The organism is Marinobacter sp. L-46 (assembly GCF_056859535.1).
Genome location: NZ_JBSXOP010000085.1, coordinates 24,151 through 45,977 on the forward strand (window position 1 = coordinate 24,151; position 21,827 = coordinate 45,977).

A 21,827-nucleotide genomic window follows, 5' to 3' on the forward strand; every position below is an offset into this window, starting at 1 on the left:
AACCCCGGGGGGCGCGTGTAAACTAGGCAGCTGTTTTTAGTGTCAGTCGCCATTTATCCGGAACAGGAATATTGCCGTCGTGCCCAGCCGTTACCGTCACCTGTTATGGTTCAAGCCCCGTTGCGGCGGGCTTTTGCTGGCGATGGCCCTGGCACCGGCAGCTGGCCTGGCCCAGGATGCCGGCAAGCAGGCACCGAGTGCGGCCGAGATCGACTGGCGGCCCCGCAGCCAGTTACCGGCTGAAGTACAGGCTGGTTTGCCGGTCTTCTGCGATGGCGGCTACCTGCCTTCCGGCACAGCCGGCGGAGCCATGCCGGTACTGCCGGCCGGAGAGACCGAGGCACCGTTGGAGGCCAGTGCGCTCAGTGCCCGCTACGAGCTGGATGCGGAGCTGTACCTGCAGGGGGATGTAAGGCTGCGCCAGGGCAGCTTCCAGGCCTCCGGCTCGGAGGCACGATACGACACCCGCTCCGGAAGCCTGAACCTGCAGGGGCCTCTGGTGAGCCGGGGCGAAGGCTTCCTGCTGACCGGTAAAGACGCCCGCTACTCCACCGAAAGCGGTCAGCTGGATATCAACACCGCCACCTTCCTGCTGCACGAATCCGAGATGCGCGGCGAGGCATCGTCCCTGTCGCGCATTGGTGAAAACCAGGTGCTGATTACCGATGGCCTGCTGACCACCTGCGGCCCGGGCCAGAACGATTGGGCCATCGTTGCCTCGGATATCGAGCTGGACCAGGCTGAAGGCTTTGGCACCGCCAGGCATGTGCGCCTTGAGGTGCTGGATGCCCCGGTGTTCTACTGGCCCTACATCAGTTTCCCCATTGATGACCGCCGCAAGACCGGTTTTCTGTACCCGCAGTTCGGCTCGTCCAATGCCGGTGGCGGCGCCTTCCTGGCCTTGCCCTATTACCTGAACCTGGCGCCCCACTACGACGCCACGCTCACGCCTCAGTACATTCAAGGCCGGGGCCTGTTTACCGAACTGGAAGGCCGGTATCTGAGCCGGTTCGGGGAGTCAGTGCTGCAGCTGGGTTACATCGATGACGATTCCTACTACAAAGACGAGAATCCGGGCGCAGACGGCCAGCGCTGGGCCCTGGATCTGTCGACCCGGGCAGCCTTCGGTGGTGGCTGGAGTGGTTACGGTGATTTCTCGGTGGTGTCTGACGAAGACTACCTGAGCGACCTGAACCGCTCCCTGGAACTTGACCAGGCGACTCACCTGCAGCGTCGCGGCGGTGTACGTTATTCCGACCAGAACCAGTATTTTGATGCCTACCTGAATGGCTACCAGACCATTGCCGAACGTATTGCCGACGTCAACAAACCCTATAATCTGTTGCCGGAAGTGCTGTATGCCGGAACCACCGAGGTGGGGGCCTTCGAGGCGGGCATCGAAAGCCAGTACTCCTGGTTCTATCGGGATAACGAAAACCTGACCGGTCTGAACCGGGCCAATGGCCAGCGGGTGCGTGCGATTCCTGAACTGGCGCTGCCCATGCGCGCGCTCTGGGGTTTCAGCCGGCCGTCGGTGAGCCTGGATTACACCCGCTACGACCTGGAAGACTACACACTCGGCAACAGCAGTTTTGATCGCACGGTGCCGGTGTTCGAGTGGGACAACGGCCTGTACTTTGACCGCCGCTCCAGCCTGTTCGATATTCCCTATAACCAGACCCTGGAGCCCCGGCTTTATTACGCCTGGGCCGATGCCAAGGCCGACCAGAACGACATCCCGGATTTTGACGCCGGCCTGAAAAGCTTCCGATTCGACGAGTTGTTCCAGCGTGATCGCTTCATCGGCGGTGACCGGGTGGGGGATGCCAACCAGCTGACCGTGGCCCTGACCAGTCGCTTCAACGACCTGCTGACCGGCGCCGAGCGGGCCCGGGTCAGTATTGGCCAGGTGCGCTATTTTGATGACCGGGAAGTGAGCCTGTTCGGACAGGGTGCCTCCGACCGAAGTAACTCGCCGCTGGCCGGTGAGCTGGTGCTGAACCCGGTTGATAACCTGGAAATCCGCAGCTCCGGCCTGTGGGACTATGACACCCAGAGAACCGAGGAAGGCCGCAGCCAGCTGATTTTCCATTCCGAGGATTATCGGTACCTGGCAACGCTGGGCCATACCTACAGCCGGCCCGATGACATTGAACAGACCGATGTAGGTGCCGTGTTGCCGGTCACCAACCGGGTCAGTGCTATCGGCCGCTGGGTGTGGGATTCGAAACTGGACCGTACCGCGGGTACCCTGGCCGGCCTGGAATACAACAACTGCTGCTGGAGTGTGCAGGTAGTGCACCAGAATTACCTGACCAACGATGAAGAACTGGATGCCCGACTGCTGTTCCGGATCGAGCTGAAAGGCCTGGGCGGCAGTGGCGGAGCATCTGACAGCATTGCCGATGCCATCTACGGCTATGACGAGCGCGAGCGCCGCCGTTTCGGAACTCAGCGCCGCTAAAACGAACCAATACCGTTAGCCGGGCCTTGCCTGGCTGACGACCCGGAATGCACAAACCAAGAGGTGACTATGAAGGCGACTGTACGCCACGGACTGACCCTGCTGCTGACCATGGCCATGATGACCATGTCGTTGGCGGTACAGGCTGAACGCAAGCTGCTGGACAGGGTGGTCGCCATTGTCGACGACGATGTCATCCTGCAGACCCAGCTGGAAGCCCGGGTGAACACCATTGTGGGCCGGCTGAGTGCCCAGGGTACCGGCCTGCCACCACGCCAGATGCTGGAGCAGCGGGTACTGGAACAGCTGATTGCTGAATCCGTCCAGCTGCAGATGGCGGACAAAATGGGCATTCGCATCAGCGATAACGAGCTGAACGAAACCCTGGCCAATATCGCCCGCAGCAATGGCATGACCATGGCCCAGTTCGAAAGCCAGCTGGCGGAAGAAGGTGTGACCTACCAGCAGGCGCGGGAGCAGATCCGCAACGAGATGCTTACCAGTCGGGTGCAGCAGCGCCAGGTGGGCAACCGGGTGCGCATTACCGATAACGAAGTGGAAAACTACCTGCAAGCCCAGGCCGGTGCCGGCAGCGATGGTGCTGAATACCGCCTGGCCTATATCTTTATCCAGGTAGACGAGCCGGGTAACGAGGCGTCTGTGCGCCAGGCCCGTAACCTGGCGGATAACCTGCGCCAGCAGATCCTGGATGGCCGGGATTTCCGGGAAGTGGCTGTTGCCGAATCCGACGCCAGCAACGCCCTTGAGGGTGGTGATATGGGCTGGCGCTCTGAAAGCCAGCTGCCGTCGCTGGTGGCGCCGGTGGTGCCGGACCTGGAGCCGGGTGTGCCGTCTGCCGTGCTGGAGAACAACAGCGGCTTCCACCTGGTGATGGTAATGGACAAACGTGGTGGCGAGCAGCAGCAGATTATCGAACAGCACAAGGTTCGCCACATCCTGATTCGCCCGTCGGCAGCGGTGACCGAGGCCCAGGCCGAGCAGCGGATCCGCGATATCTACCGCCAGTTGCAGGAGGGTGCCGACTTTGCCGAACTGGCCCGTGAGCTGTCAGACGACCCGGTATCCGGCTCTGATGGCGGCAACCTGGACTGGGTGAGCCCGGGCCAGATGGTCCCCGAGTTTGAGCAGGCCATGCTGGATGCCGACGTGGGTGAAATATACGGCCCCGTGCGCTCCCAGTTTGGCTGGCATATTCTGCAGGTTCAGGAGCGTCGCAAGCAGGATGTCACCGCCGAGGCCCGCGAATCCCAGGCCCGCCAGGCCATCTATCAGCGCAAGTTCGAGCAGGAACTGCAGAACTGGCTGTGGGAAGTCCGTGATGAAGCTTTCGTGGAGTTCAAGGGCGAGTTCGCCGATATGAACCCGCAAAGCGAGGAAGCCGACCCGTCATGAGCACACCGGTCATCCTGGCGCTGACCGCCGGCGAGCCGGCCGGCATCGGCCCGGAACTGTGCCTGCAGCTGGCCACCGAAGTCCGGGACGCCGGGCTGGTGGTAATTGCCAGTCGCGAGTTGTTACAGGCCCGGGCCAGCGCGCTTGGCCTGGAGCTCCAGCTTCATGACTGGCAACCGGGCATGGTGCCGGAAACCCGGGCCGGACACCTGTCGGTTCGGCATGTGGATGGTTGCCAGTCAACGCTAGCCGGGCAGCTGGATGCCGCCAACAGCCAGTATGTGCTGGATACCCTGACCGTTGCGGCTAGCGGCTGCCTGAACGGCGACTTTGACGGCATGGTTACCGCGCCGGTGCACAAGGGCGTGATCAACGAAGCCGGCATTGCCTTCAGCGGCCACACCGAATTCCTGCAGGAGCTGTGTGGCGTTGAACGGGTGGTGATGATGCTGGCCACGGAAGAACTCCGGGTAGCGTTGGTAACCACCCACTTACCCCTGAAAGACGTATCGGCGGCCATCACGCCGCAGCGCCTGACCCAGGTAACCCGTATTCTCAATGCCGACCTGCAAACCTTCTTCGGCATTGAGCAGCCGTGCATCCTGGTGGCGGGCCTGAACCCCCACGCAGGGGAAGGCGGCCACCTGGGCCGGGAAGAAATCGAAGTGATCGAGCCAACCCTGGAACAATTGCGGGCCGAAGGCATACGGCTGACCGGGCCGCTGCCGGCGGATACCCTGTTTACTCCGCACTGGCTGGACAATGCCGATGCCGTCTTGGCCATGTACCATGACCAGGGCCTGCCGGTGCTGAAATTCCAGGGCTTTGGCCGTGCCGTAAACATCACCCTCGGGTTGCCTATTGTCCGCACCTCGGTCGACCACGGAACGGCGCTCGACCTGGCCGGTACCGGCAAGGCCGACGCCGGCAGCCTGCATACCGCCATTCGGGTGGGCGAGCACATGGCCCGCTGCCGCAAGGCCGCACAGGCCGGAGAATCATCATGAGCAACAAACACGGCCACCAGGCCCGCAAGCGCTTCGGCCAGAACTTCCTGCACGATCCTGGCGTGATCGAACGCATTGTCCGTTCCATCAACCCGAAGCCGGACGATGCCATTGTCGAGATCGGCCCGGGCCTGGGCGCCATCACCGAAGAGATCCTGGCGATCAATCCGCGCCTGCAGGTAGTGGAGCTGGACCGGGACCTGATCCCGGTGCTGCGCACCAAGTTTTTCAACTACCCGGAATTTCAGATTCACGAGGCCGACGCCCTGAGCTTCGATTTTCGTGAGCTGATGACCGACCGCCCCCTGCGCATTGTCGGCAACCTGCCGTACAACATTTCCACCCCGCTGATTTTCCACCTGCTGGAGCAGAGTGGCGTGGTGCAGGACATGCACTTCATGCTGCAGAAAGAGGTGGTCCAGCGGCTGGCGGCGGTACCCGGCGACAACAACTACGGCCGCCTGGGCATCATGGCCCAGTATTTCTGCAAGGTGCAGCCGCTGTTTGAAGTCGGGCCCGGCGCCTTCCGCCCGGCCCCGAAGGTGGACTCCGCCATTGTCCGCCTGGTGCCCCACAAAGAACTGCCGCACCCGGCGAAAGACCTGAAAACCCTGCAGGCCGTGGTGCGTACTGCCTTCAATGCCCGTCGCAAAACCCTGCGCAAGGCGTTGGGGGCGATGGTAACGGTGGAGCAGTTGCAATCCCTCGGCATCAACGACGGATTACGCCCGGAAAACCTGAGCCTGGCGGACTATGTAAAGATTGCGGATTTGCTGGTGGACAGCGGAGCCGCGCCGGCCGGGAACAACGAGGTAAGTAATGACTGACTACGCCATCGGCGATATTCAGGGTTGCTATGATCGCCTGCGGGATGTGCTGGCCAAGGTGGATTTTTCACCGTCCCGGGACCGGCTCTGGGTGGCCGGTGACCTGATCAACCGGGGGCCGTCCTCGCTGGAAACCCTGCGCTACATCGAAAGCCTGGGCAGTTCCGCGGTCGTGGTATTGGGCAACCATGACCTGCACCTGCTGGCGGTAGCGCTCGGTGGCCACAGCCCGAAGAAAAAAGACACCCTGCACGACATTCTCGAAGCCCCGGACCATGAGCAGCTGATCCACTGGCTGCGCCAGCAGCATCTGTGTGTGCACGATGCCGGTCGTAACCTGCTGATGGCCCACGCCGGCCTGCCCCACATCTGGAGTGTGGAACAGGCCGTGGCCTGTGCCCGGGAAGTGGAAGCGGTGATCCGCGGCGACAATGCCGGCGAATACTTCAGCCAAATGTATGGCAATCAGCCCGAACGCTGGTGTGATACCCTCACCGGCATGGATCGCTGGCGGGTGATCACCAATTACTTCACCCGTATGCGCTTTATTGCACAGGATGGCAGCCTGGAACTGGCCACCAAGGAAGCGGCTGCCAACGCCCCGGAAGGTTTCGCACCCTGGTTTACCTACCCGCGTAAAGACGATGTAACCGTGGTGTTCGGCCACTGGGCGGCCCTGGAAGGTAAAACCGGCAGCGAACGGTTTATCGGCCTGGACACCGGCTGCGTATGGGGCGGTGCCTTGACCATGATGAACCTGGATACCGGAGAGAAAATTCACTGTGACTGCAGCTGACAGCAACACCCGGATTGTACGCTGGGCGCTGGTAGCCGGCGCTGTTGCCGGCTTGCTGGCGGTGATGGCCGGCGCTTTCGGCGCCCACGGCTTGCGTAACCTGGTGAGCGAACGGGGCCTTGAAGTGTTCCAGACCGCGGTCAGCTATCAGATGTACCACGCCCTGATCCTCGTCGTGGCCAGTCTGATGCCGGTACTCGGCGTGCCCCGGAAACTCCTGGCTGTGGCTTGCGGCTTCTGGCTGGTGGGCATCCTGCTGTTCAGCGGCAGCCTGTACCTGCTGGTGCTGACAGGAACCCACTGGCTTGGGCCGGTTACTCCGGTAGGCGGGCTGTGTTTCATGGTGGGCTGGGCACTGTTGGCCATCGCAGCCCTGAAGAAATAACAAAGGTGATCACAACCATGCAGGTAAAGGTTAATGGCGAAGCCATGGAACTCCCGAGCGGAGCCACCATTGCCGCCTTGATTGAGCAACTCGCACTGGCCGGGAAACGCGTGGCGGTGGAAGTGAACGAAGACATCGTACCCCGCAGCCAGCACCCGGACTTTTCCCTCAGCGAAGGTGATCGTGTGGAAGTGGTACACGCCATCGGAGGCGGTTAATCCTCCTTGCTGCGAACGACCACTCCCGACTCTCATTTCGACAGAAATCAGGCAGGTTATGACAGACACACCAGAGATTCAGCTCCCCGAAGACAAACCCCTGGAAATTGCCGGCAAGGTGTACCAGTCCCGCTTGCTAGTAGGCACCGGCAAATACCACGACCTGATGGAAACCGGCCACGCCATTGAAGCCAGCGGTGCCGAGATTGTGACTGTAGCAGTACGCCGAACCAACATCGGCCAGAATCCGGACGAGCCCAACCTGCTGGACGTGGTTTCCCCGGATGCCTATACCATCCTGCCGAACACGGCCGGCTGCTACACCGCCAAAGACGCGGTACGCACCTGCAAACTGGCCCGGGAACTGCTCGATGGCCACGACCTGGTGAAGCTGGAAGTGCTGGGCGAACACAAGACCCTGTACCCCAACATGCCGGAAACCCTCGCAGCCGCCGAAGAGCTGATCAAAGACGGCTTCAAGGTAATGGTGTACTGCTCCGACGACCCGCTGCTGGCCATGCGCCTGGAAGAAATGGGCTGTGTTGCCATCATGCCCCTGGGCGCCCCCATCGGCTCCGGCCTGGGTATCCAGAACCGCTACAACATCCGGTTGATTGTCGAGAATGCGAAGGTGCCGGTACTGGTGGATGCGGGCGTAGGCACCGCCTCAGACGCCACCATCGCCATGGAGCTGGGCTGCGACGGCGTACTGATGAACACCGCCATCGCCCAGGCCAAAGACCCGATCAAAATGGCCAACGCCATGCGCCTGGCCATCGAAGCCGGCCGCGAGGCCTACCTTGCTGGACGTATGCCGAAGAAGCTGTACGCCAGTGCGTCGTCGCCGATCGACGGGACTTTCTTTTAATAAACAGAAAATATTAGCCACGGACACTCACTGACGCTCACGGACCAAAAACAGATCTGTAATGTCCGTGAGATTCCGTGAGTGTCCGTGGCAAAAAAACAGAGCGCTGTAGTCCTGATATGACCACTCAAAAACCCAGCCGGCGGGACACAATCCTGCAGGCCCTTGTTGAATTGCTGCAAAAAGACCCCGGGGCCCGGATCACAACTGCTGGCCTGGCCAAAACCGTGGGCGTGACCGAAGCCGCCCTGTACCGGCACTTCCCCAGCAAACGCAAAATGTTCGAAGCCCTCATTGAATTTGCCGAGGACGCCGTTTTTTCCCGTTGCCAGGTGGTGTTGCAGGAGCAGGAAGACGTTCGTGTGCGTTTGCAGCAGTTGGTGCACCTGGTACTGGTGTTCGCCGAGCGCAACCCGGGCCTGTGCTGCGTGCTGACCGGCGATGCCCTGATGGGCGAAGACGAGTCGCTGCGCAAGCGCGCGTCCCAGTTTTTCGAGCGCCTGGAAACCCAGTTCCGCCAGGCCCTGAAAGAAGGCGAAATCCGCCAGGGCCTGCGGCCGCGCACCAGCGCAGCCCGGGGTGCCGATTTCGTAATGGTGTTCCTCGAAGGCCGCATCCAGCGCTTCGTCCGCTCCTCATTCTCCCGCTTGCCCTCCACCGACTTCGACGAGGCCTGGAGCCTGGTTGCCGAGGCCGTCTGGGGCTGAGTTCTGGTACGCCTAGCTTGTAGGTTTCGGGGGCATAGTCTTGGTAGCCTGCAAGGTCGGGGGTGTTGTGGGTGGGGGTTGCCCTTCGCAGAAGCGCTCCTTCGGCACATCCATGTGGCGCTTGTCTTCGGCCATCCATGGCCTACGAAATTCTGCGAAGGGCAACCCCCACCCACAACGGTCTAACTCCGGCAGGATACCGAGCCCAGCTGCGCGAAGACTGCGCCACGTCAGAAGCTCGCGTTCTCATAAAGCGAAGATGGTGTTTCCGGCGCGATTCCTGTGAAGTCAGAAAGGCGCTGGCTGGATACCCTTTCCCGAAATTTCGGAGGCCATGGATGGCCGGAGAGAAGCGCACATGGATGTGCTTGTAGCGGTTTCGGGAAAGGGTGTCCAGCCAGCGCCCTACCGCCCAACCTGAAGGCTACCAAGACTATGCCCCCAAACTCGAAGGCTAGGCGCCCCCAACTCCCAAGCCCCGAAGCTCAGTCGTAACCAGACGCAGAACGGAGTATGGCGCGAATCGGCTCCCATATTGCCGGGGCGGAGATGAGGATGTCGCGCCCCCAGAGGTCGGCCGGGTAGTCATCGGGTACATCGCCGAAGTGGCCCACGGTGGCGCCGGCTTCCCAGGCGATCAGGCGGGCGGCGGCGAAGTCCCAGGGGCTGACGTTTTCGTAGTAGATATCCAGGCGGCCACAGGCCACCCAGCAGATATCCAGTGCCGCTGAACCGATGCGGCGCAGGTCGCGGCATTGGTGGATCATCGCATCCAGCCGGCGAACCAGCGGTTCCAGGTTGTCCTTGGTGTAGGGGAAACCGGTGGCGAACAGGGATTGCCGCGGTTCCGTGGCGCCACTGTGGCGGATGGGCTGGCCGTTCAGGGTGGCGCCTTCGCCCTTGGTGGCCCGGAAGGTTTCGCCGGGGAAGGGCGCGTGTACCACACCTGCCTGTACCTGCCCGCGCTCCGCATAGGCAATGGACACCGCCACCTGGGGGTGGCCGTAAGCGTAGTTTACCGTGCCGTCGATGGGGTCGATGACCCACAGCGGGGTGTCCAGGGACTCGGCCTGCGACAGGTCCGGCATGGTTTCTTCAGACAGGATGCGATGATCGGGGAAGCGCTCGCGGATGGCGTTGGTGATGAATTCATCGGCCATCACATCGGCATGGGTGACCAGTTCGGTCTGGTGTTTGTAGTCGGTGCGAAGGGTGTTCTGGTCACGCTCGTGGCGGATCAGTTCGCCGGCTTCAACGGCCAGGGCTTCGGCAAAATCGGTGATTTCGCGCAGAGAAACAGAGTCAGACATGGCACCCCCGGTCAGAATAACGTGAGGGTGCCAGTCTATCACGGTGAAGCGTTACAGGTTGTTCAGCCACTTCTCCATCTTGTCCATGGCCAGTACCAGGCGCGGGCCGGCTTCCTTGACGAAGTCGTCGCCCAGTTCCTGGTCGGCATAGTCACCGCCGGCCAGTTCCAGTGCCTGAGTGCCGTCGAAATCGACGAACGCCAGGCGCGCGCCCATGTGGTCTGGCACAAAGCCGAAATCACTGGAGGGCAGGATGGCCAACGCCGGTGTCTTCCAGCAGGGCGGTGCAGAAGGCCTGGGAGGTTTTGATGTCCTTGCGGGCCAGCTTTTCACTGAAGGCGGAGAAGTCCGGGAACAGGTAGAAAGCTCCCTCCGGCTTACGAACCACGGCGCCCATGGCGCTCAGGCGGGAATACATGTATTCGCCCACCACTTTCAGCACCCGGCGTGACTGCTTCAGGTACTCGTCGATGTCTTCACCGCCTTCGAATGCCGTGATTGCCGCATGCTGGATGGGCGCACTGGTGGAGGTGAAGGTCTCGCTGGCAATGATCGCCATGGCGTCCTGCAACGGGCGCAGTTCCGGCGGGAAGATGAAGGTGCCCAGGCGCCAGCCACCGGCGCCGAGCCACTTGCTCATGCCGGTGCTGATGATGGTGCCTTCCGGGTAGTAGCGCGCAATGGACTTGTGCCGGCCCTCGAAGTGCACTTCACCATAGATTTCATCCGACAACAGGATCAGGTTGTACTTGCGGGCCACGTTGGCGATGGCCAGCAACTGGTCGTCGGTGTAGGTGCAGCCGGTGGGGTTGGACGGGTAGTTGAGAATCAGGATGCGCGGACGAGATGGATCGTCCCGGCAGATGATGTCCAGCTCTTCCGCCGTCAGCTGCCAGTTGTTCTCCGCGTGGGTTGGCAGCCAGTGCACCGAACGACCGATGATGCGGGCCTGGGGTGCATAGGACACCCAGCTCGGTCGCGGAATCAGCAGGTCGCCGTAGTAGGCCAGCTGCAGGATGAACAGCAGTTCCTTGGAGCCCGGGCCGATCAGTACGTCTTCCCAGGTGCACCGCATACGCTCGGCCCGGTTGATGTAACCGGCAATGGCCTGGCGCAGGCCTTTCAGACCTTTTACCGGCAGGTAGTCTTTCTCATGGGCGTGTTCTTTGAGGGCGTTAACCACACGTTCCGGCACCGGGAACGGAGACTGGCCCAGTCCCAGCTTGATAATGTCCTTACCTTCCGATCGCAGCTGGTTGCTCAGCTCGTTGATGCGCAGGGTAGAGGAGGGCTGGATGCCCCGAACGTTCAGGTTGATGGCGAAGCGGTGGTCGTTTTTGATGTCCATTGTCCCGGTCTGTTGGTTGGTGGTGACAATGGCAGTATAGGAAAATTATCGGGCCCTGATCCAGACTTCCACCCGGCCGTTTCTCTGGTTACCGCTGCCACCTACAGGCATGTATTGTCCGTAACCAGTGTAGGCCACCCGGGGCAGTCCTGCCTGGTGCAGGGCCTTGCGAACCGACAGCGCCCGCAGCTCGGAAATCATCTGGGCCCGCAGTTCGTGGCTCTGGGCGTCGGCAAAGCCGATCAGCAACAGATCGTCCGCCGAGCGGCCTCGCTGTTCCAGGTAATCGATCACCCGGAGCAGGTCACGCTGGGCTTTGTTATCCAGCTTGGTGCGGCCTTCCGAGAACCGGAAGTTCACAGTCAGGCGCTGATACTCGGCGGTCAGGCGTTTGAAGGTGTCCGGCACCGAGCTATCAAGCTCCGGCTTTACCGCAATCGGATTCTGGGAAATAAAGCCGGATTCGGCCACCAGCGCCTGCCCTTCATTGCCGAGGGCGAATTCAATCAGTCCGCGGGCGAATTCCGGGGTCTGGTTGCCCATGGTGTACATGAACAGCCGGCGTGACAGCGGGTAGTCTTCGCTGGCCACGGTGAGCTGGTTCGGTTTCAGGGCCGGGGCATTGCCGTCGGAAATGGCCAGCAGCTTGCTGTTGCGCACCGAGGCCAGGCCCGAGAAGCCGATGCCGCCCGGGTCCCGGGACACATCGTCGGAAAGCTGGTCGTTGGATTCATAGCGCAGGGCGCTGCTGTCCAGCGTGTAGGTTTTGCCGAGGACCAGGGATTTAAAGGTATCCCAGGTGCCGGAACGGTCGTCCCGGGCGTACAGGCTGATGGCGCGGTCCGGGCCGCCAAGTTCTGACCAGTTGCGGATTTCGCCGGCAAAGATCTGCCCCAGCGTTTGAATGCTCATCTTGCTGACCGGGTTGGACGGGTGCACCAGGATGGCCAGGCCATCGATGGCAATCACGTGCTCGCTTTCCAGTGCGGTCAGGTCGGCCTGTGCACTGACCTGCTGCGCTTCCCCCGGTTTCACCGGCCGCGAAGACGCCCAGATGCCGGCCTGGCCGCTGGCCAGGGTACGAAAACCGGTGCTGGAACCGTGGGCAGCCACCAGCACGCTCACGGTGCCGCCTTCGCTGGCAATGCTCAGAATCTTTTCGTTTTCCACGCCGGTGGAGTCGGTCTTAACCGAGCCGCTACCGATGTGTTCCAGGTGGCCGGTCACCAGCATGGGGGCCAGGGTGGCACCCACGGTGTTAGAGCCGTGAATTTCCAGGTTATGGGCCAGGGTGGAAGACAGGGGCAGGGCAGTCAACAGCGCCAGTGCGCCGGCTTTGAAAGCTGCAGAAACGGAATAAGACATCACCAGAAAACCTATTCAGGACAAGAAGTTGTGCTGGCGCAAGGATGCTACATAAATATGACAGTTATGTTTCAGGCCGGTCGGGCAGGGCCTGGATTCGGGATTTTAAGGTAACGAATTGTAAACAGTCTTTCGGTCAAAACCGGTGTGGATCCAGTTCCATATGCACAATTTTGCGGCCGAGCATGATTACCCGGCCGGTATAGCGTTCTTCGCCGGTGGTGGCAAAGTCGAACAGAAAACGGCGCCATACCCTCAGGCTGCCTTGTGGGTCCCGTTTGAACCACAGGCCCCGCAGGTACACGGCATCGTCGAGCAGAAGCACGTCCATGCTTTTGCAATAACGGTGAGCGGCTTGCAGTACCGAGTCTTTGATGGCCTTGGCCTGCCACCAGTACCAGACCAGAAAGCCGGCAACGAAAAGCCAGAAGAGGGTTCCGAGGGTCAAGGGTGTGTCCTGTTATGTTGCCTGTGTGAGAGTTTGATAAGCATCAATAAATCCCTATTAACCACAAAGAATGCAGGGGTTTTGCAAGATCTGGCTAGGGATTTGTGGGAATGTTGCTTACAACAGCAGTCTCACCTTTTACCTGTCTGAGTAGTATGCAGAACTTTATCGTCAATTCCGAGCTGGAATCTTACCTTCGCCTGAACCGCGCCGCCTGCGGGGAGTGGACGCTGGCCCTGCAGGATTTGCTGGGCTGCACCGGGCTGGTTTGTGATTGGTCCCGGCCGAAAGCCGAAGCCGGCTCGTTGTCGGCGCTGGAAGTCGGAGCAGGCATGGTTGCCGCTTTATCAGTCAGCCAGAATCTCATCCTGAAACACTGCTGCCTGGATTCGCCCTTGCTGGTGTTCCGGGTTCAGGGGCGGTGTGAGGTTGTGTCTGCCGGTAAGGCAGCGACCACGGTCTTTCCGTTTCAGGTAATTCCGCCTGCTCAAACCTTCAGCCTGAGGGTGGCGGCAGACAGCCGTGTGCTCCTGCTCCGGCTGGCAGACCAGCCCGATGCGCCGCATACAGGCCCGGCCATTGGTGATGCGATCACCCGTTGTATCCACGGGTTCCTGTTCCAGGTCGGATTTCTGCAAGACCACGATCACGGATGCCGGGCGGCGGAAACCCTGTTGCAGGAGATCAACGGGATACTTCGCGGAAACACCGCTGCTGCCTCGGCAACGACAGCCATTCCGGAGCCCGACCGGCGGCTACTCAAGGCCATCATCAAGATACGGACAGAGCCGGACTGGCAGTTTGACCTGCAGGAGTTATCCAGCCACGCCGGGGTGAGCGAGCGCAACCTCTACTACCTGATGAAACGGCAGACCGGCATGACACCCTATCGCTATTACCAGCGCTGCCGGCTGATTCGCGTGCGCCGGCGGCTGGTGGACTGCCAGTGCGCAGTGCCTCACATTTCCCGCTATGCCGGCGATGAAGGTTTCAGCCACTTTGGCCGTTTCGCGGCGCTCTACCGGGAACACTTCGGAGAGCTGCCCAGCGAAACGGTTCAGTGGCGCCGGCGTTTGCAGGCTCAGGAGCTGCTGGCGCCGGCACTTTCCTGATCTTCGTACTCATCAGCGGCGGAGCCGTGGTGGTCACGGGCCAGCAGGATGTAGAACGCCGGCAATACGAACACGGTGAACAGGGTGCCAATGCCCAGGCCGGCACTGATGGTCAGGCCGATGGCAAACCGGCTTTCGGCGCCAGGGCCCACGGCTATCAGTAGCGGCACCATGGCGAAGATCAGTGCCAGTGAGGTCATGATGATCGGCCGCAGGCGAATAGCTGCAGCCTCAATCACCGCCTCTACCTTGTTCAGGCCTTGCTCTTTCTGTAGCTGGTTGGCGAATTCCACAATCAAGATGCCGTTCTTCGACACCACACCAATCAGGGTGATCAGGCCCACCTGGGTGTAGATGTTCATACTGGCGAAGCCCAGTACGATGAACGCCATGGCGCCGGCAACGGACATGGGCACCGACACCAGGATGATGATCGGGTCGCGCCAGCTTTCGAACTGCGCCGCCAGTACCAGGTAGATCACCAGCAAGGACAGGAAGAAGGTCACCACCAGGGCGCTGCCCTGGGTCGCCAGCTGCCGTGATTCGCCGGTGTAGTCGAAGCTGAAGCCCTGCGGGAACACTTCTCCAGCAGTCTGCTCCATGAACTCCATGGCGGTACCGGCTGCCACGCCGGGCATGACCACCCCTTCGAGCGTGAGCGAGTTCAGCTGGTTGAACTGGGTGCGGTTGGATGGTTCCACTTCCTCGGTAAAGCTGACCACACTGGAGAGCGGTACCAGCTCGCCGTTGCCGGCGCGGATGTAGTAGTCATCCAGTGCTTCACGGCTGGCGCGGAACTGGTCGTCCACCTGTGGAATCACCTGGTAGGAGCGGCCTTCCATGTTGAAGCGGTTGATGTAACCACCACTGAGCATGCTGGCCAGCGACTGGCCAACATCCTGCATCGACAGGCCCAGGTCTGCCACCCGGTCACGGTCCACGTTAATGCGGGTGCTCGGCTTGTCGAAGTTGATGGATTTCTTAAGGAACATGAAGTTGCCGCTCTGCATGGCCTTGCCCAGCAGTTCATCGGCCACCTGGTCCAGCTGCTCGTAGCTGCCGCCGGTGGTGATCACGAACTGGAACGGCAGGCCACCGCCGGAACCCGGCAGGGCCGGCAGCGGGAACACCGCGGTTTGCAGGCCGGTGACATTCTTCAGCTCGGCATCCAGCAGCGGCTGGGCCTCGAACTGGCTGATTTCCCGCTCGCTCCAGGGCGACATCTTGAAGCCGCCAAACACGGCATTCGGGCTGGTGACACCCAGGATCATGAAGTCTTCGTTGTAGCCGGGCACGGTGGCCATGCGGTCCTGCACTTCCTGGCCGTGCTCATAGAGGTAGTCCAGGGTGGACGTTTCCGGCCCCAGGCCCTGATAGAACAGGATGCCCTGGTCTTCGGTGGGGGCCAGTTCGTTCTGGCTCATCATCACCATGAAGTAAATGGAGCCCAGCACCACCACGGCGAAGAACACCACCACCGACTTGGTCTGCATCAGAGAGGTCAGTGCTGCTTTATAGGCATTGGCCAGGCCGTTGAAGGTTTTCTCGACCAGTTGCTCGAACTTGCCCGGGTTGCCGTGTGGCTTGAGCACCTTGCCGGACAACATGGGCGATAGGGTCAAGGCCACGATGCCGGAGATGACCACGGTGCCGGCCAGGGTGAAGGCAAACTCGGTAAACAGTGAGCCCACCAGGCCACCCATAAAGCCGATGGGGGCGTACACCGCCACCAGGGTGGTGGTCATGGCGATGATGGGGGTGGCCATCTCCCGGGCACCGTTAATGGCGGCCTCGAACCTGGACTCGCCCTGCTCGATATGCCGGTGCACGTTCTCCACCATGATGATGGCGTCATCCACCACCAGGCCGATGGCCAGCACCATAGACAGCAGGGTCAGCAGGTTCAGGGAAAAGCCGAACATCAGCATGATGAAGGCGCCGCCAATCAGCGACAGCGGCACGGCAACCGACGGCACCACGGAGGCACGTACTGAGCCCAGGCACAGGAACACCACCACCAGTACGATGATCATGGCTTCGATCAGGGTACGGATAACTTCGTTGATGGAGTCGTCGATAAAGTCCGAGGCATCGTAGGCCAGGCGTACATTCAGGCCGCTGGGCAGCTGGCTTTCGATGTCGGGCAGTTCGTCTTTCACCAGTCCGGCTACCGTCAGCGGGTTGGCTCCGGGCGCCATTTCGATGGCCACGTAGGTGGCCGGCTGGCCTTTGTACAGGGCCAGCTGGTCGTAGTTCTGGGAGCCCAGTTCCACCCTGGCAATGTCCTGAAGGCGGATCAGCGTGCCGCCGGATTGCTTCACTACCAGGTTGCGGAAGGCTTCCGGGTCTGCGATGTCGGTGTCGCTGGTCAGGCTCACTTCGGTGTACTTGCCCCGGGTCTGGCCCACAGCGGCCTGGTAGTTGTTGGCGCGCAGCTTGGCGGCCACCTCTACCGGCGTCATATCGACCGCAGCCAGTCGCTCAGGGTCCAGCCATACCCGCAAGGCGAAGGTACGGCCCAGCAGCTGGGCCTTACCCACGCCAGACAGTGCCTGCAGCTTGGGCTGAACAACACGGGTCAGGTAATCGGTAATCTGTGGTACATCCAGCTCGGTGCTGTAGAAGGCGATGTACATCAGTGCGGTGTCGTCACCGGTGGTGGAGGTGATCACCGGGTCTTCGGCTTCTGCCGGCAGCACGTTGCGCTGGCTGGCCACCTTGGCCTGGATTTCCGCCAGGGCATCGTTGGCGTCGTAGTTCAGCACCATCTTGGCCTGGATGGTGGACACGCTCTGGGAGCTGGTGGAGGTCAGGTAATCAATGCCGCTGGCTTCGGCAATGGCCTGTTGCAGCGGCGTGGTGATAAAGCCCTTGATCAGGTCCGAACTGGCACCGGGGTAGGCGGTGGTGACCGTCACCGTGGTGCTTTCCAGCTTCGGGTACTGGCGGATTTCCATTTCCATGGCGGCCCGGGCACCGAGCAGCAGGATCAGCAGGCTGACCACCGTGGCCAGGACTGGCCGGTGGACAAATATATCGGTGAATTTCATTACTCAGACGCCTCCTGGCCGGATTCGTCCTGAATCTCAACCCGCTGGCCGGCCCGCAGCCTGAGCAGGCCTTTGGCAACCACGGTTTCACCGGATTCGAGACCGGACGTTACGGAGGCCCGTCCCTCACGGACTTCGCCAGTGGTGACACTGCGGCGGCTGACCACCAGCTGGCCTTCATCGTTTTCTTCCACTACGAACACGAAGTTGCCGTAAGTGTTATAGGAAATAGCCTCGCGGGGCAGGGTGACCACTTTGTTATCCCGGGGCTGGCCGGTCTGGACAGTGGCAAACATACCCGGGCGCAGCAGGTTATCTTCGTTGTTCAGGATGGCGCGTATGCGCACGGTGCGGGTTTCCGGGTTCACCGAGGTGTTAATGGCGCTGACGTCACCCTCAAAGGTGCGGTCAGGCACTGCGGCTACAGTGACAGACACCGGATAGCCCTGGTCGACATCCGGCAGGTATTTCTCGGACAGTGTGTAGTCCACGTAGATTGGGTGCAGCATGTTGATCTCGACGATCGGGGTGCCGGTGCCAATGTACTGGCCCTGGTCCACCATCCGGATACCCAGCTTGCCGTCAAACGGGGCCTTGATCACCTTCTTGTTCAGCTGGGCCTCTGCCTCGTTCACCCGTGCCCGGGCGGCATCGTAGTTGGCCTTGGCTTCGTCGTACTGGGACTGGGACACGGCGCGCCGCGGCAGCAGGTCGGAAATCCGTTTGAACTCCTGCTGCGCCAGTTGAGCCTCGGCCCGGCGGGTGCGCAGGGCGGCTTCGTCGATAGCGGCATCCAGGCGAACCAGGACGTCTCCCTGTTTAACCGTATCGCCGGATTCAAAGCTGATGCTTTCAATCACTCCCGGCACCTCGTTGGCCACCTCAATACCGTTAATGGCTTCTACGCTGCCCACCGCCTTGATGGCCGGCTGCCAGTTTTCGGTGGTTGCCTTGGTCACGGAAATGATCGCCGGCGGCTGAGGCTGTGACAGCATTTCCTTCATCTGGCCAAACTGCATGAATTTGTAGCCAAAGATGCCGCCAAGGACGACACCAAGGAAAATGATGACGATGACAAAACGGGATGCGGTGCGCATAGGTCTGTTCCTGGAGTGGATTCCTGTAGTTTCGGACGCCTGCCGGGGGGTTCGTTAAAGTCAATAGGCGTTTTGGATTAGCATGCTACAAAAGCGACAGGACATTGTCACTATTGCAATTACGCCAGGTGGTGTGGGTTAGATTACCGTGGTTGATGTGTGCGGGTATTGCGGCCTATGCCGCCTATGGTTTCGGTGCCAGCCATGCAGGTTGGGCGGCTATGGGTGGTGTGTTCATCGCTGGATGACCGGGCCCTCCTGGCCCGGCATCACTCTGAGCGGCTGGGCGGTTAATCGTCAGCGGATTTCCGCTTTCCGGTCAGGCCCACCACAAACACGTAGAACAGCGGTACAAAGAAGATCGCCAGGATGGTCGCGGCCAGTGTGCCACCGACCACCGCGGTGCCGATGGCATGCTGGCTGGCGCTGGAGGCACCACTGGCGATGGCCATGGGCAGTACCCCGAAGATGAACGCCAGCGAGGTCATGATGATAGGACGCAGGCGCAGGCGGGCGGCCTCGGCGGTGGCCTGCAGCAGCGGCTTGCCTTCCTGCTCATAAAGCTGTCGGGCAAATTCCACGATCAGAATGGCGTTCTTGGCGGCCAGTCCCATGGTGGTCAGCATACCCACCTGGAAGAACACATCGTTGGACAGCCCTCTGGCCATGGTGGCCAGGACCGCGCCAAGCACACCCAGTGGCACCAGCATGATCACCGCAAACGGAATCGACCAGCTTTCATACAGGGCTGCCAGGCACAGGAACACCACCAGGATCGACAGCAGATACAGCATCATCGCCTGGTTGCCGGCCTGTTTTTCCTCGAACGACAGGCCGGTGTATTCCAGGCCCAGGCCCTGGGGCAGGTCGGCGGCAATGCGTTCCAGTGCGGCCATGGCATCACCGGTACTGTAACCGTTAGCCGGAGCACCCTGGATTTGCGTAGCGGGTACGCCCTGATACCGCTGCAGGCGCGGCGAACCGAACACCCACTCGCCAGTGGCAAAGGCGGCAAAGGGCACCATCTCACCCTGGGCGTTGCGCACAAACCATTTGTCGAAGTCTTCCGGTGCCAGTCGTGAATCCGGTTTGCCCTGCACATAGACTTTCTTCACCCGGCCGTTGTGCAGGAAGTCGTTCACATAGCTTGAACCCCAGGCGGCAGACATGGTGGCATTGATGTCGGCAATGGACACCTGCAACAGCCGGGCTTTTTCGTCATCGATGATCACCTGGTATTGGGGCTCGTCCGGCAGGCCGTTGTGGCGCACCATGTTCAGCTCCGGCGCGGCATTGGCTCTGCTGATAAACTCATTGGTGGCGGCCATCAGGGCGTGGTGGCCGATAGCTCCGTTGTCTTTCAGGTAGAGGTCAAAGCCGGTGGCGTTGCCGAGCTCCAGAATGGCCGGTGGCACAATCGGGAACACGATGGCGTCTTTGATCTGGGCGAACCTTGCCCCGGAGCGACCCGCGAGGGCGAACACGCTCTGGGCAAAGCTTTCCCGGTCAGCAAAGGGCTTCAGGTCCACGAACAGAATACCGGAGTTCTGGCCACGGCCGGCGAAGTTGAAGCCCCGCACAGACATCACGCTCTTGACCACCTCGGACTCTTCTTCCAGCAAATAATTTCCAGCTTCTGCCAGTACGGCTTCGGTGCGCTCGCCCGTGGCATTGGTGGGCAGCTGCACCATCACAATCATCACGCCCTGATCTTCGTCCGGCAGGAACGCGGTGGGCAGGCCCTTGAACAGGAAGCCCACAGCCACGACCAGCAACAGGTACACGCCCATGAAGCGGCCCTTACGTTTGATCAGGTAACTGACGCCTGATTTGTAGCGGTCTGCGCTGCGGTCAAAGGTGCGGTTAAACCAGCCGAAAAAGCCTTTCCTGACGTGCTGGTCGCCGGGTTTCAGCAAGGTGGCGCACAGGGCCGGGGTGAAAATAAATGCCACCAGCACAGAGAACGACATTGCCGAGATGATGGTGACCGAGAACTGCCGGTAGATCACCCCGGTGGCGCCGCCAAAAAAGGCCATGGGCAGGAACACCGCCGAAATCACCAGGCCGATGCCCAGCAGTGCGCCGGAGATCTGGTCCATGGATTTCTTGGCGGCTTCCTTGGGCGACAGCCCCTCTTCTTCCATCAGTCGCTCGACGTTTTCCACTACTACGATGGCGTCGTCCACCAGCAAACCGATGGCCAGGACCATGGCAAACATGGTCATCACGTTGACGGTGAAGCCAAAGGCGTACAGTACGCCAAAGGTAGCCAGCAGAACCACCGGCACCGCCAGTGTGGGAATGATGGTGGCGCGCCAGCTTTGCAGGAAGAGGAACATCACCAGGAACACCAGCACCACGGCTTCGATCAGCGTCATGGCGACGGTCTCGATAGACGCCGACACGACCGGTGTGGTGTCGTAGGGGAAGACGATCTCTACGCCTTCAGGCAGAAAGCGTTCCAGTTCTGCCAGGGTTTCTTTTACCCGGCCAGCGGTTTCCAGCTGGTTGGCGCCGGTGGCCAGGCGCAGGGCCATACCGGCTGCCGGCGCGCCGTTGTATTTACCGGTGATGGCGTAGTTCTCGTTGCCCAGATTCACCTCGGCGACCTCGGCCAGGCGCACCTGGGAGCCGTCCGGGTTCACTTTCAGCAGGATGTTTTCGAATTCTTCGGCGGTCTTCATGCGCTGCTTGCCGATAACGGTGGCCTGCAGCTGCACGCCTTCTGCGGTGGGCAGGCCACCGAGCTGGCCGGCAGAGACCTGCACGTTCTGGGCGCGCACCGAATTGATCACGTCCTGCGGGGTCAGCTGGTAGCTGTTGAGTTTTTCCGGGTCGAGCCACAGGCGCATGGCGTACTGGGAGCCGAACAGCAGAAAGTCACCGACGCCCTGGGTTCGCGCAACCGGGTCCTGGATGTTGGATACGATGTAATCGGCCAGGTCGCCCTGGGTGTATTTGCCATCAGGGCTGGTCAGCGCAAAGACGGTGAAGAAGTTCACCTTGTACTTGGATACCCGGATGCCTTGACGCTGCACTTCTTCGGGCAGCAGCGGGTTGGCCAGCTGCAGTTTGTTTTGCACCTGCACCTGGGCGATGTCTGGGTCGGTGCCCTGTTCGAAGGTGGCAATGATGGTCATGCTGCCATCCGAGTTGCTCTCGGAGGAGATGTAGCGCAAGCCGTCCAGGCCGTTGAGCTGTTGCTCGATCACCTGGACCACCGTGTCCTGCACGGTCTGGGCGGAAGCGCCGGGGTAATTCACCGACAAGGCAATCGCCGGCGGGGCGACATCCGGAAACTGGTTAACGGCGAGGTTCTTTACTGCCAGTCCGCCGCCGAGCATCAGCATCAGGGCGACGACCCAGGCAAATATGGGGCGTTCGATAAAAAATCGGGGCATGTCCGGAGCTC

The 21,827-nt window shown here is 61.0% G+C and carries 18 protein-coding genes; 10 read left to right on the forward strand and 8 right to left on the reverse strand.

Translation table 11 applies throughout. The features are described from left to right. Nucleotides 1-142 precede the first annotated feature (142 nt). The 9 genes from AC13DJ_RS15200 to slmA all read left to right on the forward strand — a co-directional run bounded on the left by AC13DJ_RS15200 (nucleotide 143) and on the right by slmA (nucleotide 8,685). Entirely contained in the window at nucleotides 143-2,464 is a 2,322-nt protein-coding gene (locus tag AC13DJ_RS15200) for an LPS-assembly protein LptD (RefSeq protein ID WP_482933397.1), read from the forward strand. A 69-nt stretch (nucleotides 2,465-2,533) separates the two neighbouring features. Further along, nucleotides 2,534-3,877, forward strand: coding sequence for a peptidylprolyl isomerase (locus AC13DJ_RS15205; RefSeq protein ID WP_482933387.1), 1,344 nt, complete (start codon nucleotides 2,534-2,536; stop codon nucleotides 3,875-3,877). After that, nucleotides 3,874-4,884 (forward strand): 4-hydroxythreonine-4-phosphate dehydrogenase PdxA, encoded by a 1,011-nt coding sequence (gene pdxA / locus AC13DJ_RS15210; RefSeq protein ID WP_474540853.1) that lies wholly within the window; start codon nucleotides 3,874-3,876, stop codon nucleotides 4,882-4,884. Before AC13DJ_RS15205 ends, pdxA begins: the two co-directional genes overlap by 4 nt. Beyond that, nucleotides 4,881-5,711: a 16S rRNA (adenine(1518)-N(6)/adenine(1519)-N(6))-dimethyltransferase RsmA gene (gene rsmA / locus AC13DJ_RS15215; protein WP_022988427.1), complete on the forward strand. Its 831-nt coding sequence runs from the start codon at nucleotides 4,881-4,883 to the stop codon at nucleotides 5,709-5,711. The genes pdxA and rsmA overlap by 4 nt, the downstream gene beginning before the upstream one ends. Beyond that, a complete protein-coding gene (locus AC13DJ_RS15220) occupies nucleotides 5,704-6,507 on the forward strand; it encodes a symmetrical bis(5'-nucleosyl)-tetraphosphatase (protein ID WP_482933386.1) in 804 nt (267 codons plus the stop codon). The genes rsmA and AC13DJ_RS15220 overlap by 8 nt, the downstream gene beginning before the upstream one ends. Next, nucleotides 6,494-6,892 carry a DUF423 domain-containing protein gene (locus AC13DJ_RS15225; RefSeq protein WP_289101575.1) on the forward strand — a complete coding sequence of 133 codons (399 nt, stop codon included), beginning with the start codon at nucleotides 6,494-6,496 and terminating at the stop codon, nucleotides 6,890-6,892. The genes AC13DJ_RS15220 and AC13DJ_RS15225 overlap by 14 nt, the downstream gene beginning before the upstream one ends. Before the next feature lie 17 nt (nucleotides 6,893-6,909). Then, nucleotides 6,910-7,110 carry a sulfur carrier protein ThiS gene (gene thiS / locus AC13DJ_RS15230; RefSeq protein WP_036219231.1) on the forward strand — a complete coding sequence of 67 codons (201 nt, stop codon included), beginning with the start codon at nucleotides 6,910-6,912 and terminating at the stop codon, nucleotides 7,108-7,110. Between the two features lie 58 nt (nucleotides 7,111-7,168). Next, a complete protein-coding gene (locus tag AC13DJ_RS15235) occupies nucleotides 7,169-7,978 on the forward strand; it encodes a thiazole synthase (RefSeq protein ID WP_022988423.1) in 810 nt (269 codons plus the stop codon). Between the two features lie 119 nt (nucleotides 7,979-8,097). Further along, nucleotides 8,098-8,685, forward strand: a complete 588-nt coding sequence (gene slmA / locus AC13DJ_RS15240; RefSeq protein WP_482933385.1) for a nucleoid occlusion factor SlmA — start codon at nucleotides 8,098-8,100, stop codon at nucleotides 8,683-8,685. A gap of 485 nt (nucleotides 8,686-9,170) precedes the next feature. On the opposite strand, the gene AC13DJ_RS15245 is transcribed toward slmA, so the two are convergent. The 5 genes from AC13DJ_RS15245 to AC13DJ_RS15265 form a co-directional block, all read right to left on the reverse strand. Next, nucleotides 9,171-9,995 carry an inositol monophosphatase family protein gene (locus AC13DJ_RS15245; RefSeq protein ID WP_482933384.1) on the reverse strand — a complete coding sequence of 275 codons (825 nt, stop codon included), beginning with the start codon at nucleotides 9,993-9,995 and terminating at the stop codon, nucleotides 9,171-9,173. Between the two features lie 51 nt (nucleotides 9,996-10,046). Further along, the gene (locus AC13DJ_RS15250; RefSeq protein ID WP_482933383.1) at nucleotides 10,047-10,256 is read right to left on the reverse strand and encodes a hypothetical protein; all 210 of its coding nucleotides are present in this window, start codon (nucleotides 10,254-10,256) and stop codon (nucleotides 10,047-10,049) included. Beyond that, a complete protein-coding gene (locus AC13DJ_RS15255; RefSeq protein ID WP_482933382.1) occupies nucleotides 10,234-11,343 on the reverse strand; it encodes a pyridoxal phosphate-dependent aminotransferase in 1,110 nt (369 codons plus the stop codon). Before AC13DJ_RS15255 ends, AC13DJ_RS15250 begins: the two co-directional genes overlap by 23 nt. 45 nt (nucleotides 11,344-11,388) lie before the next feature. Beyond that, the gene (locus AC13DJ_RS15260) at nucleotides 11,389-12,708 is read right to left on the reverse strand and encodes a substrate-binding domain-containing protein (protein ID WP_199458203.1); all 1,320 of its coding nucleotides are present in this window, start codon (nucleotides 12,706-12,708) and stop codon (nucleotides 11,389-11,391) included. Nucleotides 12,709-12,844: 136 nt separating this feature from the next. Continuing rightward, complete coding sequence (locus tag AC13DJ_RS15265; RefSeq protein WP_058341931.1) at nucleotides 12,845-13,156, reverse strand: DUF3301 domain-containing protein; 312 nt, start codon at nucleotides 13,154-13,156, stop codon at nucleotides 12,845-12,847. Nucleotides 13,157-13,311: 155 nt separating this feature from the next. Between AC13DJ_RS15265 and AC13DJ_RS15270 the strand changes: the two genes are divergently transcribed. Continuing rightward, nucleotides 13,312-14,268: a helix-turn-helix domain-containing protein gene (locus AC13DJ_RS15270; protein WP_206768913.1), complete on the forward strand. Its 957-nt coding sequence runs from the start codon at nucleotides 13,312-13,314 to the stop codon at nucleotides 14,266-14,268. Here the strand turns inward: AC13DJ_RS15270 and AC13DJ_RS15275 are convergent. The 3 genes from AC13DJ_RS15275 to AC13DJ_RS15285 form a co-directional block, all read right to left on the reverse strand. Further along, complete coding sequence (locus AC13DJ_RS15275) at nucleotides 14,238-17,318, reverse strand: efflux RND transporter permease subunit (protein WP_286816478.1); 3,081 nt, start codon at nucleotides 17,316-17,318, stop codon at nucleotides 14,238-14,240. The two genes, AC13DJ_RS15270 and AC13DJ_RS15275, sit on opposite strands and share 31 nt — an antisense overlap. Then, on the reverse strand, nucleotides 17,318-18,415 hold the full coding sequence (locus tag AC13DJ_RS15280; RefSeq protein WP_474540676.1) for an efflux RND transporter periplasmic adaptor subunit: 1,098 nt from the start codon (nucleotides 18,413-18,415) through the stop codon (nucleotides 17,318-17,320). The genes AC13DJ_RS15275 and AC13DJ_RS15280 overlap by 1 nt, the downstream gene beginning before the upstream one ends. Nucleotides 18,416-18,705: 290 nt before the next feature. Then, on the reverse strand, nucleotides 18,706-21,816 hold the full coding sequence (locus AC13DJ_RS15285; protein WP_022988414.1) for an efflux RND transporter permease subunit: 3,111 nt from the start codon (nucleotides 21,814-21,816) through the stop codon (nucleotides 18,706-18,708). Nucleotides 21,817-21,827 lie beyond the last annotated feature (11 nt).

Coding starts and splice junctions, on each gene's coding strand:
- AC13DJ_RS15220 (WP_482933386.1), top strand. CDS start 5,704: ATGACTGACTACGCCATCGGCGATATTCAGGGTTGCTATGATCGCCTG.
- rsmA (WP_022988427.1), top strand. CDS start 4,881: ATGAGCAACAAACACGGCCACCAGGCCCGCAAGCGCTTCGGCCAGAAC.
- AC13DJ_RS15270 (WP_206768913.1), top strand. CDS start 13,312: ATGCAGAACTTTATCGTCAATTCCGAGCTGGAATCTTACCTTCGCCTG.
- pdxA (WP_474540853.1), top strand. CDS start 3,874: ATGAGCACACCGGTCATCCTGGCGCTGACCGCCGGCGAGCCGGCCGGC.
- AC13DJ_RS15200 (WP_482933397.1), top strand. CDS start 143: ATGGCCCTGGCACCGGCAGCTGGCCTGGCCCAGGATGCCGGCAAGCAG.
- AC13DJ_RS15275 (WP_286816478.1), bottom strand. CDS start 17,318: ATGAAATTCACCGATATATTTGTCCACCGGCCAGTCCTGGCCACGGTG.
- AC13DJ_RS15205 (WP_482933387.1), top strand. CDS start 2,534: ATGAAGGCGACTGTACGCCACGGACTGACCCTGCTGCTGACCATGGCC.
- AC13DJ_RS15255 (WP_482933382.1), bottom strand. CDS start 11,343: ATGGACATCAAAAACGACCACCGCTTCGCCATCAACCTGAACGTTCGG.
- AC13DJ_RS15235 (WP_022988423.1), top strand. CDS start 7,169: ATGACAGACACACCAGAGATTCAGCTCCCCGAAGACAAACCCCTGGAA.
- slmA (WP_482933385.1), top strand. CDS start 8,098: ATGACCACTCAAAAACCCAGCCGGCGGGACACAATCCTGCAGGCCCTT.
- AC13DJ_RS15280 (WP_474540676.1), bottom strand. CDS start 18,415: ATGCGCACCGCATCCCGTTTTGTCATCGTCATCATTTTCCTTGGTGTC.
- AC13DJ_RS15285 (WP_022988414.1), bottom strand. CDS start 21,816: ATGCCCCGATTTTTTATCGAACGCCCCATATTTGCCTGGGTCGTCGCC.
- AC13DJ_RS15260 (WP_199458203.1), bottom strand. CDS start 12,708: ATGTCTTATTCCGTTTCTGCAGCTTTCAAAGCCGGCGCACTGGCGCTG.
- thiS (WP_036219231.1), top strand. CDS start 6,910: ATGCAGGTAAAGGTTAATGGCGAAGCCATGGAACTCCCGAGCGGAGCC.
- AC13DJ_RS15245 (WP_482933384.1), bottom strand. CDS start 9,995: ATGTCTGACTCTGTTTCTCTGCGCGAAATCACCGATTTTGCCGAAGCC.